The sequence below is a fragment of the Alteriqipengyuania triglochinis genome (assembly GCF_054655655.1).
On the sequence record NZ_BAAHNC010000003.1, the window covers coordinates 502531 to 518585 of the forward strand.

Consider the following 16055-nt stretch of genomic DNA (forward strand, 5'->3'; position numbering starts at 1 on the left):
TATCAACGATAACAAATCGGTAATATCAGTGGAAGGAGTGCAGCCATGATCCTCGTCACAGGCGCCAATGGCCATCTTGGCGGCGGGATCGTCGAATATCTTTCGGAACGCACCGCTCCGGCGAAAATCATCGCCGCCTCGCGCGCGCCGGATTCGCTTTCTCTCCCCAACGGGGTCGCCGTGCGGCACACGGACTTCGCCGATCCGGCCAGCCTGTCCGACGCTTTCGCGGGGATCGAGCGGATCGAGATCGTCTCGGTCGACAAGCTCGGGGAGGAGGCGCGCAGATTGCATCGCAATGCGATCGTCGCAGCCAGCGAAGCGGGTGTCGAACGCATCTTCTACGCATCCCATGCCGGTGCGCGCGAAGGATCGCCCTTTCCGCCCGCAGACCAGCACGCCAGGAGCGAAGCGGACCTCGAGGCAAGCGGCACGCCGTTTACGGCGCTGCGGCATGGCTTCTATGCCGAAAGCTGTCTCCAGATGATCGGCGAGGATCTGGAGGGCGGCGAGTTGCGCGTGCCCGAGGATGGCCCGGTCTGCTGGACGGCGCGCGACGATCTGGCACAGGCGGACGCGGCACTCCTCGCAGGCGAGGCGACCTTCGACGGGGCGACCCCGCCGCTCACGGCGTCGCGCGCATGGACCATGGCCGAGATTGCCGAGCTCGCTTCGCAGATCACAGGCCGCAAGGTTCGCCACACCATTGTTTCGGACGCGGAATGGAAAGCGGCGAAGGTCGCTGCCGGTGTGCCCGACCGATACGCCGAAATGCTGCTGGGCACTTTCCGCGCCTCTCGCCGGGGCGATTTCAGCACGGTCGATCCGACGCTCGAAAACCTCCTCGGCCGCAAACCCACACCGCTGCACGAAGCACTCGCCGCCGCACTGGCTCCGACACCCCAACCCGATCACGTATAAAGGAACTGCCAATGCTTACGACAGACAACGCCATCGCCCGTTCGGGCACCTTCGCCTTGGGCCACCGCACCGTCCATCGGATGGGCTACGGCGCGATGCAGCTCGCCGGACCGCATGTTTTCGGCCCGCCAAAGGACCGCGAGGGTGCGATCGCCGTGCTGCGCGAAGCACTCGCGCTCGGTATCGACCATATCGACACGAGCGACTTCTACGGCCCGCACCACACCAACCGCGTGATCCGTGAAGCACTCGCGCCTTTTCCCGAAGGGCTGACGATCGTGACCAAGCTCGGCGCACGCCGCGATGACGAAGGCGCCTGGCTTCCCGCAATGAAGTCGCAGGAATTGATCGACGCGGTCGAAAGCAATTGCGACAATCTCGGCGTCGAGCGGATCGAGATCGCGAACCTCCGGCTGATGTTCGGCGAAGGCGACGCGGGGCCTGCTCCCGGCGATGTGAGGCCGATGCTAGAACCCCTCATCGCCCTGAAGGAACGGGGCCGGATCGGCGCGCTGGGGATCAGCAATGCCTTGCCCGGACAGGTCGAGGCGGCGCGTTCGATGACCGAGATCGTCTGCGTGCAGAACATGTACAATCTCGCCAATCGCGGCGACGACGATCTGATCGATCATCTTGCAGGGGAAGGGATTGCCTATGTCCCGTTCTTCCCGCTCGGCGGGTTCGACCCCCTGCAGTCGGACACGCTGGAAAGCGTGGCTCAGGATCTGGACGCAACGCCGATGCAGGTCGCGCTCGCTTGGCTGCTCCAGCGCTCGCCCAATATCCTGCTGATTCCCGGCACGAGCTCGGTCGACCATCTGCGCCAGAACGTTGCGGCAGCCAATCTCGAGCTTTCAGCGGAGGCTGTCGATACGCTAAACGGTATCGGAGCAGGGGCGTGAACGCCGGATAGGGAAACATAACCTGCGCGGGATCCACGACCTCGGGTTCTGCGCTCCTGATGGTTAGGTGAGGCGGGGCTGGTCCAGCTATCTGGGCGCTCCGCCCACCGCCTGATAGAGCCCGACCAGCGCCGTCAGTTCGTCCGCTTTCGCCTGCACCAGCGACAGCTCCACGCCCAGCAGGGCGCGCTGGGCGTCGACCTGTTCGATATAGGGCGTGTAGCCGGCGCGATAACGGTTGCGCGCGTGGCGCAGCGCATCGGCGACCGCCGCCCGCTGGGCAACCAGCGCGGCCTCCTGATCCTTCAGATTGGCCAGCACCGCCTTGCGGTCCTCCACTTCCCGGAACGCGTCGAGCACGGTCGAGCGGTAGGCCCATGCCGCCTGATCGCGCTGCGCCGTGGCGCCGTCGAGCTGCGCCTGCAGCTTCCCGCCCTGGAAGATCGGCGCGAGGATGCTGCCGCCCAGCGACCAGATGCCGATGGGGTCGGCGAGCAGGTCGGACAGCGCCACACCGGCCGATGCTCCGAGGTCGATCGAGGGCATGAAATCGGCGCGGGCCACGCGCATTTTCGCGTCGGCAGCCGCAATGCGGTACTCTGCGGCGGCGACGTCGGGGCGGCGACGCAGCAGCTCGGCGGGGAGAGTCGCGGGGGCGGCAGGCTGGTGCAGGTCCGCCAGCGTCCCGCCGCGCACGATCGCGCCCGGCAGCTCACCCGTCAGCACCGAAAGCGCGTTCTCCTGCCGCGCGATCTGCGTCTTCAGCTGCGGGACCAGTTGCACCGCGGCCTGATATTCGGCCTCCGCCTGCCGCAGCGGTAGCTGCGAGGTATAGCCCACTTCGGCCCGGTCTCGGGCGAACTTCACCGCCTCCTGCCGCGCCTGGAGCGTTTCCTCCAGAATGGCGAGCCGCCGATCGAGTGCCAGCAGGGTGATGTAGCCGCTGGCGGTCGCCGCGCTGACCGAGAGGCGCGCTGCCTCTTCCGCGGCAGCGCTCGCCGCGACGCCCGCCTCCGCGGCATCCACGCGCGCGGCGTTCTTGCCGAAGAGGTCGACTTCGTAGGAGGCGCGGAACGCAGGCTGCGCGACCGCCGCTGTGCGCGGCTGGCCGAAGGGCGAGACTTCGCGGCGGTAGGCACCTTCCGCGCCCGCGCCGAGCGTGGGGAGCAGGTACCCGCGCGAGCCCAGCTCGGTCGCGCGCGCTTCCTCCACGCGGGCTGCGGCGATCTGCACGTCGGGATTGTTGCGCTGCGCCTGTTCGACGAGGCGCGAAAGCTGCGGATCGCCGAAGGCATTCCACCAGTCCTGCTCTACCGGGGCGGTGCCGTCGAGCTGGGTGCGCCACTGCGCCGGGGCGGAGACTGCGGTACCCGGAGGGGCCTGCTGCAGCGTGGGCGCGCAGGCGCTCAGGGCGAGGGCGGACGTGGCGACGAGGGCGAGGGAGCGGCGCTTCACGATCAGTCCTCCGTATGGACGGTGGCGACCACCGACATGCCGGGGCCGAGGCGCTTTGCGGCGGCCTGACCCTTGTCGAGTACGATGCGCACGGCGATGCGCTGCGGCACTTTCACGAAATTGCCCGCACCCGTGTCGGGCTTCACCAGGCTGAACTCGCTGCTGGCGGCGGGCGCGATGCTCTGGACGCGGCCCGTCAGCTTCGCCCCGCCGAGCGCATCCACCTCCAGCGTGGCGCGCTGGCCGACAGCCATCTCGGCCGTCTGCGTTTCCTTGAAATTGGCGACCACCCACAGGTCGTCGGGGACGATGAACATCAGCTGCGTGCCCGCGCTGACCAGCTGGCCGACGCGCGCGGCGACTTCGCTCAGCCGCCCTGCACGCGGGGCGCGGATCTCGGTGCGCTCCAGCTCGAACTCGGCCAGTCCGCTCGACGCCTCGGCTCCTGCGACCTGCGCCTCGAGCGCACCGCGACCGACGCTGACCGAACGCAGGTTCTCCGCCGCGATGGCCCGCTGCGCCTGCGCCTGCTGCACGCCGGCCTGCGCCTGTTGCAGTGCGGCGCGGGCCTGGTCGCGCTCCCGCAGCGAGACCGAGCCTTCGTCGACCAGTTCGGAAATGCGGTTCATGTCGGCCTGCGCCTTCTGCAGCCCGGCGCGTGCGGAAGCGACTGCGGCATCCTGCAACTCGAGCTGCGCCTGCGCCGAGCGCTGGCTCTGCGCGCTGTTGGCGAGCGTGGCGCGCTGCGCCGCCGAATTGGCCGCGCCCTGCCGGACCTTTTCGCGGAACGGCGCATCGTCGATCCGCGCGAGCAGATCGCCTTTCTCTACCCGCTGGAAGTCCACCACGGGCACTTCGACAAGATAGCCGCCGACCTGTGGGCTCACCACCGTGGTGCGACCGCGGACATAGGCATTATCGGTGGTCTCGTCGCCGCCAGCAAAAGGCGGCAGGCCCCAGGCGTAGAGGGCGGCGAGCACGCCGACCAAGAGGAGGAGAACGGCAACTGCGATGCGGCGGCGTGAGGGATCGGGCGACCAGCCCGTCCGGCGTTCGGGGGCGGCCGCGGTTTCGGCGTCCGTTTCGAGATCGGCTTCGGCCGGGGTTGCTTGCGTCATTGTTTCGTCCTTGCGCGCATGGCCTCCATGAAGGCCAGTTCCTTGGCGAGCGGATTGCGCCCGCGAATCTTGTTGATCAGCCACGGCACGAACAGCGCGGCAAATGTCACCGCCGACAGCGTGGCGATGAGGAAGAAGACGTCGTTGAAGGCCAGCACAGCGGCTTCGCGGCTAATCTCTCGCGAGACGTTCGCCATCGCGGTCTGCTGTTGCAGCGCGGGATCGCCCTGGAGCGATGCGACCCGGCGCCCGGCATTCCCGATCGTCTGCGCGAGCTGCTGGTTGGCCATCGTCAGCGTGCTGCCTGCGTCGATGAGATGCGCCTTGAGGCGCACCGTGTGGAAGGCGGACAGCAGCCCGATGCCGGCAAGGCCGCCGACCGATTGCGACAGCGAGAAAACGGCGATGAAGCTGATGACATAGCTTGGCCCCGCGGCCAGCGCGCGCAGCATGCCCTCCATCATGATCGGCCCCATCGCGAAGACGGCGGCGAAGGCGATCGCGGCCTGCGTCAGATACATGTCTTGCGGGCGGGTTAGCACGCCGCTGCGCGTATCGGCGAAGGCAGCGACGCCGATCACGAGAATGGCGAACAGCACCGGGCGTGTGAGGTCGCGCGGATCGAGACGCACCACCGACAGCGCTACCCCGGCAATTGTCGCGCCCGTCAGGATCCAGAAATAGCTCGTCAGCTGCTGGCTGCCGTAACCCAGGGCGGAGAACAGTCCGCTCGCGCCGAAGCCCTGTTCGGCGACGAGGACGCGCACGGTCGCCCCAATCAGCGCCAGGACGAGGATCGACCGGCTCGACAGCCAGCTGAGGTCGAGCATCGGGCTATGCCGATGGGCTTCGATCAGGAAGCATCCGCCCAGTCCGAGGATCGCGACCACCAGCGCATAGCCGAGCCATGGCGTGTCCCACCACTGGATGCGCCCCTGGATCAGGAAGGTGCACAGTGCCGCTACTCCGATGACGAACAGCGCGATGCTTGGGATGTCGAGCTTCTCGAACGTCGGCTTGCGGATGCCCGGAGGCAGGCGCAGCGCATAGACCAGCGCCAGCCCGACCAGCGACAGCGCAAACTGGAACTGGAACACATGGCTCATGTCACCATCTACCAGCAGCGCCGGCGACAGCGCGCGGGTGAGCGGGAAGGCAATCTGCGACAGGCCGATCGATATCACCAGCCCTGCCACCCGTATGGCGGAAGGCAGGCCCTGCATCAGGTAGTAGATGGCGAGCGCCGACAGCCCCGCCGCCGTCACCCCCGCAACCGCGCGCGCGGCGAGTTCGGGATAGTAGCCCGGGCCGATCATCTGCACGAAATTGGCCGCGACCAGCCCCGCCATGGCCCAGCGGATGAAGGGCTGGATGCCGAATTGCTGCCGCACGCGGAACAGCAGCATGCTCATCGTCGCATAGGTCGAATAGAAGGCCACGGTCAGCCATCCAGCCTCGACCGGCGTCAGCGCGAATTCGGCCTGCAGGGCGGGCGCATTCGCGAGCAGGAAGCCGTTCTGCGATCCGCCGAGCAGCCCCATGAAGATTCCGATTGCGAAATAGATCGCGCGGCGTGCGTGCGGATGGTCGGGATTCGCGGGCGAGCCGGGGAGGACCGGCATTTCGTGGGGCTTGAAGCGATAGCCGCCCACGGTGTCGACGAAATGAGGATGCTCGCTCATAGTGCCAGCGCCCCCTCGACCAGCGTGCCCTCGAGCGCGGCGGCAAACTCCGCATCGCCGGCAATCCCGTCGACAAGCTTGCCGAGACGCTCACGCCGGACGACCGAGCTCGCGGCGCAGTAGATGAAATTGGCCACGCGGAACTGGAGATAGGCGGGCGGATCGGCGCGGTCCTGCGCGGCCGCTTGCGCCAGCTCGTTGAAGTGGCAGTGCAGCGGCAGCGAAAGCGTCTCGAGCAGCCATTGCGAGCGGTCGCTGTCGAACGTGATGTCGCGCAGCAGCAGTCTCGGAATTTCTGGACGCTCGAGCAGATGCGCGAGGAATGCGCGCGCCGACCGGTCGAGCCGGGCTTGGGCACCGATCTCTTCGGCATCTGCCAGTGCCGCCTCAAGGGCTGCGCGCAGTTCGCGCCCCGCCTGCGCGACGATCGCCTTCCACAGGCCCTGCTTACCGCCGAAGTGATAGGAAATCATCGCTACGTCGACCCCGGCATCCGCCGCGATTTCGCGCAGCGCGGTCGCATCGAATCCCTGCGCGGCAAACCGGTGCATCGCTGCGCGAGCGATCGCCCGGCCGGTATCGGTATCCGTCTTGTTAGGGCGTCCACGCCCGCGTCGCTCAGTCATTCACCGTTCCTTGTGCGTCGCAACATAAGGGGCGGCAGGGCTATATTCAATGGCTGTTGAATATAGCGGCGGGGCCCTGCAATTCCATTGCCAAGCGTCCCGTAATTCTAGGAAAAACCGAGATCTGAGCGGACCTGGGGGAGAGAAAAATCACGTTTCGATATCGAACCAGCGCAGGCCAACGACCACGACCATAGGGCTGCATCGCGCCAAGCGCGCCGGATAAGGGCGCTATGCGCATCAAAGACGCCTTGCGCCTTTGTTTCGATCAAAAAGGGGCCGGATATGCCACTGGCTTGCCGCTGCACGATGTCGTCCGTGTGTGCAGGGGGCAGCCTACGGCAGCAAGGGCGGAGACGGAGGGATACTCAACCTCTGGATTTTATCGCTTTGGAAGCAGCGTCTTAGAGAATTGGGGTCTGCTGAAATTGTAGCAAAGATTGTAGCGCGGGGAGATCGCTTTTTAGTTTGCTTACGGCGATCTCTGCACAAAATGCGGCGAGCCTCAAAAGACCAATGTTCATCGAACTACCGGATCAGAGCCGGGAGATTTCCTTACTCACTTGGCATGCGCTGTTTTGAGCACCGAATTGCTACCCTTGTGGAAGCAAATCGATCCGGTCTTTGTGCCTAACCACGCGCAGACCATAGGCCGACTCAAGCAGGTCGAGAAAGGCATCGGCGTTGTGCGTCTGGAACGAGCCGCCGATCCTGAGCTGCTGGATATCCGGGGCCACCTGTATCGGCTTGCCCGAATAGCGGTTGAATTCCGTCACGGCGGTGCGCAGCGGCGTGTTGTCGAACACCAGCAACCCCTCGCGCCACGCGGTCATCGCGTTGACCTCGTCTCCATTGGATCCGACCACCAGCGTGTTCTGCTTGCGGATGTAGGCGACATCGCCGGTCGATACGATCGCTGCACCCGCGCTCTCGGCGCTGGCGCTATCTTCTACCTTCACCCGTCCCGAAACCACGGCCACCGTCACATCGTCGCCGGAGCGTTTGACCGAGAAGCGCGTGCCGAGAACCACGATCCGCCTGGGACCGGCATGGACGATAAACCGGCGATCCGGGCGGTGCACGATGTCGAAAAAGGCCTCGCCCTCATCCAGCCACACTTCGCGTGCGTCCCGGCCGCTGGCAGCCCGCAGCCTGGTTGCGGTGTTCAGTTCCACCGTGCTCCCGTCGGCGAGTTTCACCGCTTCGCGCGCCCCGCGTGCCGTCTCGTACCGGGCAGGGGGCTCGGTCGGGACCGGCGGATTCCACATCGCAATCCCGGTCAGTGCCAGGACGAGCGAGGCGGCCAGCGCGCCGACAAGCGCGAAAACCGTCCGGCGGCGGCCCGGAGCCTCCTCTTCCTCAACGCAAGACGGCGTGTCGCCCAATGCGGGAATGCGATCGGCCTCCCGCCAGCCGTGTTCAAGCCGCCAATACGCTGCCTTATGCGCCATGGAGCGGTCCATCCACGCGGCGAACTCCGCCTCGTCCTGCTCAGTCCAGTCGGACTCTTCGCGTCTTGCCAGCCAGCCGGCTGCTACATCTTCGATCTCTGCGGCGCTCATTGCGATTTGCTCCGCCGCGCGCGTTGGGGTTCTTCGCGCTGAATCCGACCCGATCCGCCCAGCATGGCGTCGGCCATGGCACGAATGCCGAGCCGCAATTGCCGGTCGATCGTGTCGAGCCCGACGCCCATCGCCTCGGCCGCTTCGATCCGCGACATCCCTTCCACCTTGCGCAGGCGGACCACTTCCCGGCAACGCGGGGGCAGACCTTCCATGCCCGCCTGCGCCCGCCGCAGGGCATCGCGCGCGGCAAGATGACGCTCCGAACCTTCGATATCTATGTGCGCGTTCGCCGCGCTTTCCAGATCGGCCACCTGTTCGAAGGAGACGATGCGGTCGCGCTTGGCCCGGTTGATCAGAATATTACGCGCGATCGTGAACAGATAGCCCTGCGTGCGATCGGGCAAGCCGCGACGCGCGCCGTTCAGGGCGGCCTCGTATACGTCTTGTCGCAGATCGGTCACGTCTTCCTCGGTACGCCAGTTTTTGCGCAAATAGCGCGTCAGCGAGAGTTCGAGGGGGAGAACCTCCTCGCAGAACCATATCTGAAGCTGGGTGTCGTCCACCATTGCCCTGCCGACGCCATTTCCTTTGCGGTCACGAATGCCACGACAATCGAACGCGGCAAATCCGTAACATCTTTTTGCACCCGACTTGAAAATTTCACGGCGGTGACATTTTTTTGAGAACGGCGTTACGGATCGGTGACGCTCGCTTGTCCCTGTGTTCGAGGCCGGCCCAAGTCAGGCGTGCCGGCAGGAGAAACCGGGGGGTTTTTATATGACATTCGCAAAATCAGTTTCACTACTGCTGGCCGGCGTCGCGGGCGGAGTGCTGGCCACGCCGACGGTTGCCTTCGCGCAGGAAGAGGTCGCTTCCACCAGGCAGGAATTCGCCATTCCGTCAGGCACGCTGAAGAGCGCGCTCGACCGCTGGACGCGCCAGTCGCGCCGCGAACTGGTCTATCGCGAGGCGGATATCGCAGAGGTGCGCACCCAGGGCGTCTCCGGGGTTCTTACGCCCGAACAGGCACTGATGAGGATTCTCGACGGAACGGGCTTCGGCGTCGCCTTCCACGAGAGCGGCGCGATTGCGATTGTCCGGCAGGAGGCGCGGGGAAACGCCACCCCGGAAATCCTCGTCACCGGAAAGCGCAACTGGTCGCTCAACACCGGCATCGAACGTAGCGAGGACGACAGCCAGCCGTTCATCGTCCTGACCCAGAAGGACATTCAGGAGTCCGGCGCGCCCGACCTCGACACCTTCCTGCGCAACCAGCTGAACGTGAATTCCGCACCCTCGACCAGCGATATGAGCGGGCGGACCAATTACACGCAGCGCGGCCTCAGCAATATCAACCTGCGCGGCCTCGGCTCGCGCGACACGCTGATCCTGGTCGACGGACGCAGGCAGCCGGGGATCAATCTGGGGCAGGGGCAGATCAACCAGCCGCAGATCACCGGCATCCCGCTGGCCGCGGTCGAGCGGATCGAGGTGCTCGCATCATCCGCCTCGGGCCTTTACGGCAGCGGCGCAAGCGGCGGCGTCATCAACATCATCCTGCGCCGCGACTACCAGGGTGCGGAGATCAGTGCCAACTACTCCGACACCTATGATTTCGCGCAGCCGGACTTCCGGATCGACTTCACCGGCGCGACGACCATCGAGGGCGGGCGGACCAACATCTCGTTCACCGGCAGCTGGCGCAAGCAGGCCCCGTTGCTCTACGGCGACCGTTCGGAACTGTTCGAGCGCGGGCGTCAGCGGATCCTCGAAAACGATCCCTCGGCCTTCTACGACGCGTTGCCGCCCTCTGGCGCGACCCCGAATATCCAGAGCATCGACGGCAGCCCGCTCCAGCTCGATCCCGAATATGGCGGTACGCTGTTCGACAGCCCGATCGCCTATGTGCCCAATGGCTATCGCGGGGTGGCGCTGGACGGGGTCGATCCGCTCATCGCGACGATCGGCAGTTACAATTTCGATCAGCCGATCAGCGCCGTTGGTGAGGGGAAGCTGGCACCGCTGCTCTACGGTGCGGAAAATCTCGCCGGTACGCTCGCCGTGCGGCGCGAGTTCAACGACTGGCTGAGCGTCTATGTCGAAGGCGCGGCTTCGCGGGCGATCTCGCGCAACACGGTCACCCGCGCGCCCTCGAGCGTGACGCTGCTCGCCGATGCGCCGAACAATCCCTTCGCACAGGACATCAACGTCGCTCTGCCGCAGGGCAATGCCGAGGCCGACGTCTCGAGCCGGAACGACCAGCTGCGCGGGGTCGCCGGCGCGATCGTGAAGCTGCCTTTCGACTGGCAGGCGGTGGCCGACTTTTCCTGGGCCAAGAACCGCTATACTGCGGACAAGTCGCCTTCCAACTACACCCCCGGCCTGACCATGCTGCTGGGGGCCGGATCGCAGGACGTGCTGCGCGACCTGCGAGATGATCCACTCGACTTAACCTATATCGACAGCGATTTCGGCTCGATCACAACGCCCGCCACCACCACCATCGCGACCCAGTCGCTGCGGCTGGCGGGGCCGGTGCCGATCGACCTGCCGGGCGGGCAGCCGCGCATGACGCTCAATGTCGAGCGTTCGGTCGAGGTGGCCGGCAGCGTGATCTCCGCGATCAATAGCGAGTTTTCGAGCGTGACCTACACGCCCGAGCGCAAACAGACCATTCTGGCCGGCTTTGCGGAGATTGCCTTCCCGATCGTGGGGGTGGACAACGAGGTTCCGCTGATCCGCTCGCTCGAACTGCGGATCGCCGCCCGGCACGAGCAGTACAAGGGCGAAGGCGCGCTGGCCAATATCATCTGCCAGTTCGGGTTCGGCGCGCTGCCCAGCGACGACATCTATCAGGATTGCCCGCCGCAGGGTGCGGACCTCGGCCTGGCGACGACCGAGAACAGCCATACGGACCCGTCGGTCAGCGTGCGCTGGTCGCCGATCGAAGACGTGACCTTCCGCGGCTCCTACACCACCGGCTACCTGCCGCCCACGCTCGACCAGCTGACCAAGCTTCAGGGCGTTCTGGGCGTGGAGGCCCGCGACCCGCTGCGCGGTGGTGAGCCGATCGGGACGCCGACCGCGTTCGGGTATGAGATTCAGGGCTATTACGGCGGCAACCCCGACGTGAAGCCGGAAAGCTCCGAGACATGGACCATCGGCGTGATCCTGACGCCGCGTTTCCTGCCCGGCCTGAGGTTCTCGGCCGACTGGACACGGATCCGCAAGGAAGACAACTACTTCACGCCAAATCTGCTCTACGCGTACGACGATGCCACGCAGGAAGCGCTGGAAATCTTCCTCGAACGCTATCCGGACAGGGTGGAGCGCGGCCCCGCGTCGGACGGCTACGACGTCGGCCCGATCACCTCGATTGATATCTCGCTGGCCAACCTCGTCGGGTCGACGGCGGAAGCTGTCGATTTCTCGCTCGACTACAGCGACGAACTGTTCGGCGGGACGATCGATTTCTCCGCTTCGGCGACCTGGGTGCGCGAATTGTCTGTCGAGACCTATCCCGGCCAGCCCGAGGAAGACTACGCCGGCGTGAACACGGTGAGTTACGGCCAAGGCTATGGCGAAAACGGCGCGCTGCGCTGGCGCGGCAATGGCAGCATACGCTGGAGCAAGGGGCCTCTCTCGATCGCGTGGCAGGGCCGCTATGTCGACAGCTACTACCTTGAACTGGATCGGTCCTTCGTTGCGACCCAGGGTTCGGCCAAGGTGGATAGCGTGTTCTATCACGACATCGCGGCAACCTACGATTTCGATCGCGGGTTAAAGGTTCGTGCGGGGATCAACAATGTGCTCGGCAGCAAACCGCCGATCGACACGCTCGCATCGCCGATCTTCTACAGCCGCAATGCCGACCCGCGGCTGACGAATTTCTACCTGACGCTCACCAAGTCCTTCTGATTCGTGGCTGCGGGCTGGCGCAATCGCGTGCCGGCCCGCACCTGCGCGCATTCCCCCGGAGCCCCAACATGAACCTCAAAGCCCTCTTTCTTGCCGGCTGCGCTCTGTCGCTGCTTCCCCTCCCGGTCGCTGCCCAGGCGCAGGAAGTCGCTTCGCAAGCGACCGATGCTGCGGAGGTCGCCGCGCCGCTCGAAGCCTTCGTCTCGCAGATCGACATCCCCCATAGCGAGTTCACGCTGGACAACGGGCTGACCGTGATCGTCCACACCGACCGGACCACCCCCGAGGTCTCGATCGGCATTTGGTACGATGTCGGATCCAAGAACGAGCCGGAGGGGCGCAGCGGGTTCGCCCATCTGTTCGAACATCTGATGTTCAACGGGAGCGAGAATGTGCCGGGCGACTTTTTCAAGCCGCTGGAGGAAGCTGGCGCGACCGGGATCAACGGCACCACCAGCTATGACCGCACGAACTATTACGAAACCGTGCCGGTTTCCGCGCTGGAGCGCGCGCTGTTCATGGAATCGGACCGGATGGGCTACCTGCTGGGCGCGGTGACGCAGGAGGTGCTGGATGAACAGCGCGGCGTCGTGCAGAACGAGAAGCGGCAGGGCGATGACAACCCCTATTCGGTGATCAACGACCGGCTGATCACGAGGCTCTATCCCGCAGACCACCCTTATGGGCACAGCGTGATCGGATCGATGGCCGACCTCGATGCCGCGACGCTCGCCGATGTGAGGGACTGGTTCCGCAAGCATTACGGGCCCAACAACGCGATTCTTGTCCTCACGGGAGACATCGACGAGGGCGAGGGGCGCAGGCTGGTCACGAAATATTTCGGCGCAATCCCGCGCGGACCGGAAAATCCGGCCACCGTCGCGCCCGTCCCGACCCTTCCTGAAAGGATCGACGAGACGGTGACCGCGCCGGTCACGCAGCCCACCATCGTGCGCGCCTGGGCCGTGCCGGGCTATGACGATACCGAAGCCCTGGGCCTTGATATCGTGGCGGGCGTCATGGGGCAGATCGACAATTCGCTGCTCGAACGGGTGCTTGTCCGCGAGCGCAAGCTGTTCGACTTCATCGGCACCGGCAATTCGACCCTCGCCCGGGGCGGGACGTTCACGATCCGCGGGCAGGTGGCCGACGGTGTCGATCCTGCGTTGGCAGGGAAGGCGCTGGACGAGATGATCGCCGAATTCATGGCGCGCACGCCCACTCAGGACGAAGTGACCCGGTGGGTGACCCCGTTCGTTGTCGGCTATGCCATGGGGCAGGAATCGCTCGCCTCGCGGGGTGAGGCGCTGGCCACCGGCAAGGTGCTGATCGGCGATGCCGGGGCGTACCGCCGCGATATCGATTTCTACGCGAAGCAGACACCGCAAAATGTCATTGCCACGGCGCGCAAGTGGCTGACACGCCCGGTCTATGCGCTGACTGTCGTACCCGGCGCGCGGATCGAGGAAGAGGGGGCCGCGGCCCGACCGGGAACGCCGACTGCGGCGACGCCGTCCGATGAGCTGACTCAGGTCGAGCGCAAGCAGCGCATGCCGATGCCGCCGCTGGGCGAGCCGAGCGGAACGCGCTTCCCCGAAGTGACCCGCGCGGCGCTGTCGAACGGGATCGAGGTGATCTACGCGCAAAAGGACACCGTGCCCTTCACGCAGATCCTGCTGTCTTTTCCGGCTGGAACCGCAGTGGATGCGCCCAGCGAGGACGGCCTGTTCGGAATGATGATAGCGACGCTGGACCAAGGCATTCCCGGTCGCGATTCCGCCTCGATCGAAGCCGAGAAGGAGAGGCTGGGCCTCTCTCTGGGCGGAGGTGCCACGGTCGATGAAAGCTCGCTCTATGTCCGCGCCCCGTCGATCAACCTCGCGCCCGCGCTCGATCTGATGGGCAGCGTCGTGAAGGAGCCGACCTTCCCGCAGGACGAGATCGACCGGATCCGGCGTGATTACCTCGCGCGCTACGAGAGTAGCCGGATCTTGCCTGACGCTCTGGTGCAGGAAGTCCTGCCGGGGTTGATCGATGCCAATTCGCCCTATGCGATCCATAACGGCATCGGCGATCCTGCGGTGCTTGCCAGCATCACGCCTGCGCAGCTCGATGCAGCGCATGACGAATGGGTCAGGCCGGAGGGCGCCCGGATCTTCGTGGTCAGCGATCTGCCGCTGGCGCAGCTTCAGCCGCAGCTGGAAGAGGAATTCGGGACGTGGGAGGCCGCCGGTACGCCGCCGCCCATGCCCACCCGCGCGGAGCCCGATCCGGCCTCGCCGCAGATCGTGCTGATCGACCGCGTGGATTCGGCCCAGACCACGATAGCGGGCGGCCAGCTGGTCGAAGGCGTGACCAGCGACGATCTCGTCTCTATGGATCTCGCCAACCAGGTTCTGGGCAGCGGGTTCCTCAGCCGGATCAACATGAACCTGCGCGAAGACAAGCACTGGGCCTACGGGGCGAGCGGCAGCTTTGTCGATCAGCTGCAGGAAACGTCCTATGTTGCCGCCACAAGTGTTCAGCAGGACAAGGCCGGCCCCGCTGTGGGAGAGCTGCGCAAGGAGGTGATGGATTTCGTCACCACCCGCCCGATCAGCCAGGAAGAGCTGAATTTCGTGCGCGACAGCCGCCTGCGTTCGATGAGCAGCTGGTTCAATTCGGCTGGTGGCGTTCTGGCGGGCATGCAGGAAAACGTGCGTCGCGGACGGCCCGACGACTATTATTCGACGCTGGGCGAGCAATACAAGGCGGTGACGCTGGACGAGGTGCGGACCGACATGAACGCCGCACTTGCGCCTTCCCAATGGGTCTGGGTCGTCGTGGGCGATGCGGACATCGTCAAGCCGCAGCTCGAACCGCTGGGCCTGCCGATCACCGTGCTGAAGCCCGAAGATGTGTTGCCGCCGTTCCAGGACGATCAGCCCGAGGGTCAGGTGGACAAGGGAAACTGACCCCCGGCAAACATCATCGTTCATCAGCGCGGCAGGCCTACTCGGGCCTGCCGCTATCTAGACCGGAACTGCTGAGAAGAGGGGCCCTCGATCTTACGGTGACGCTCCTCCAATGTCAGCTTTCAGAGCGCTGTGGTCAAATTCGGGAGGAGAGGAGACCATCGACTTCCTAAGCGGCGGACGGCAAAAGCTGCCGTTCTCCTCTCATCGATACACTGGCGATTTATCCGCAGACGTTCTCGACAATCCAACGCCTCCTGAGAAGTCGACGTGCGACCGGATAGTGAGGCTGGCGGCTCGGAAGTTAGAATGGCTAGGCGCTGCCAGTCTCGGCCGACTGACAGAGCAGGGCGCTGGCGACGAGGTTGGACAGGCGATCGGCCCGATCCGTGAATGCTAGCTGGTCACCGATCCAGCCAGCAGCGCCGATGAGGGCGAAGAGATCCTCGCCGTCGATGTCCTGCCGCGCGATGCCAGCCTGCTGGGCATCATCCAGGAGTTTCGCGCCCGCTGCACGCAGATCCTTGCAGGACTGATGCAGAGCGGAGTCGGGATCGGCAAGGGCCTTGGCCATCAGATCGACGATCCCGTTGAAGACGTGGACGAACTTTGTCGCTTCGACAAACCAGGTGGTCAGCGCCGCGCCGGGCGCGTGTTTCTGCGACACGATCTCAGACTGCGCAATGAGGTCGCCAAGAGCCGTCTGCAGCAGGGTTTCCAGCAAGGTATCGCGGGTCGGAAAGTGGCGGTAGAGCGTTGCCAGACCAACGTCGGCCCGGCGCGCGATATCGCGCAGTGACGCATCGACCCCCTGCTCTGCAATCACCTCGCGCGCTACGGCGAGGAGGTGTTCGTAATTCTTCTTGGCATCAGCACGCATATGAAAACCAACTTCTGCCATTGACAAACGGATC

The 16055-nt window shown here is 65.3% G+C and carries 11 protein-coding genes; 4 read left to right on the top strand and 7 right to left on the bottom strand.

Going from position 1 to position 16055, the window contains the following annotated elements; genetic code table 11:
- Window positions 1-45: 45 nt before the first annotated feature.
- Window positions 46-921 (top strand): NmrA family NAD(P)-binding protein, encoded by an 876-nt coding sequence (locus ACYQ0L_RS12560; RefSeq protein WP_459789590.1) that lies wholly within the window; start codon window positions 46-48, stop codon window positions 919-921.
- Window positions 922-932: 11 nt separating this feature from the next.
- Complete coding sequence (locus ACYQ0L_RS12565) at window positions 933-1823, top strand: oxidoreductase (RefSeq protein ID WP_459789591.1); 891 nt, start codon at window positions 933-935, stop codon at window positions 1821-1823.
- Between the two features lie 87 nt (window positions 1824-1910).
- Here ACYQ0L_RS12565 and ACYQ0L_RS12570 read toward each other — a convergent pair whose 3' ends face one another.
- The 6 genes from ACYQ0L_RS12570 to ACYQ0L_RS12595 form a co-directional block, all read right to left on the bottom strand.
- The gene (locus ACYQ0L_RS12570; protein ID WP_459789593.1) at window positions 1911-3278 is read right to left on the bottom strand and encodes an efflux transporter outer membrane subunit; all 1368 of its coding nucleotides are present in this window, start codon (window positions 3276-3278) and stop codon (window positions 1911-1913) included.
- A 2-nt stretch (window positions 3279-3280) separates the two neighbouring features.
- Complete coding sequence (locus tag ACYQ0L_RS12575) at window positions 3281-4396, bottom strand: HlyD family secretion protein (protein WP_459789594.1); 1116 nt, start codon at window positions 4394-4396, stop codon at window positions 3281-3283.
- The gene (locus ACYQ0L_RS12580; RefSeq protein WP_459789596.1) at window positions 4393-6078 is read right to left on the bottom strand and encodes an MFS transporter; all 1686 of its coding nucleotides are present in this window, start codon (window positions 6076-6078) and stop codon (window positions 4393-4395) included. The genes ACYQ0L_RS12575 and ACYQ0L_RS12580 overlap by 4 nt, the downstream gene beginning before the upstream one ends.
- Complete coding sequence (locus ACYQ0L_RS12585) at window positions 6075-6704, bottom strand: TetR family transcriptional regulator (RefSeq protein WP_459789597.1); 630 nt, start codon at window positions 6702-6704, stop codon at window positions 6075-6077. The genes ACYQ0L_RS12580 and ACYQ0L_RS12585 overlap by 4 nt, the downstream gene beginning before the upstream one ends.
- 593 nt (window positions 6705-7297) lie before the next feature.
- A complete protein-coding gene (locus ACYQ0L_RS12590) occupies window positions 7298-8266 on the bottom strand; it encodes a FecR family protein (RefSeq protein ID WP_459789598.1) in 969 nt (322 codons plus the stop codon).
- A complete protein-coding gene (locus tag ACYQ0L_RS12595) occupies window positions 8263-8835 on the bottom strand; it encodes an RNA polymerase sigma factor (protein WP_459789600.1) in 573 nt (190 codons plus the stop codon). The genes ACYQ0L_RS12590 and ACYQ0L_RS12595 overlap by 4 nt, the downstream gene beginning before the upstream one ends.
- A 211-nt stretch (window positions 8836-9046) precedes the next feature.
- Between ACYQ0L_RS12595 and ACYQ0L_RS12600 the strand changes: the two genes are divergently transcribed.
- Together ACYQ0L_RS12600 and ACYQ0L_RS12605 are read left to right on the top strand one after the other, a co-directional pair.
- Complete coding sequence (locus ACYQ0L_RS12600; protein ID WP_459789601.1) at window positions 9047-12187, top strand: TonB-dependent receptor; 3141 nt, start codon at window positions 9047-9049, stop codon at window positions 12185-12187.
- A 68-nt stretch (window positions 12188-12255) separates the two neighbouring features.
- The gene (locus ACYQ0L_RS12605) at window positions 12256-15141 is read left to right on the top strand and encodes a M16 family metallopeptidase (RefSeq protein WP_459789602.1); all 2886 of its coding nucleotides are present in this window, start codon (window positions 12256-12258) and stop codon (window positions 15139-15141) included.
- Window positions 15142-15454: 313 nt separating this feature from the next.
- Here ACYQ0L_RS12605 and ACYQ0L_RS12610 read toward each other — a convergent pair whose 3' ends face one another.
- Window positions 15455-16042: a TetR/AcrR family transcriptional regulator gene (locus ACYQ0L_RS12610; RefSeq protein WP_459789604.1), complete on the bottom strand. Its 588-nt coding sequence runs from the start codon at window positions 16040-16042 to the stop codon at window positions 15455-15457.
- Window positions 16043-16055 lie beyond the last annotated feature (13 nt).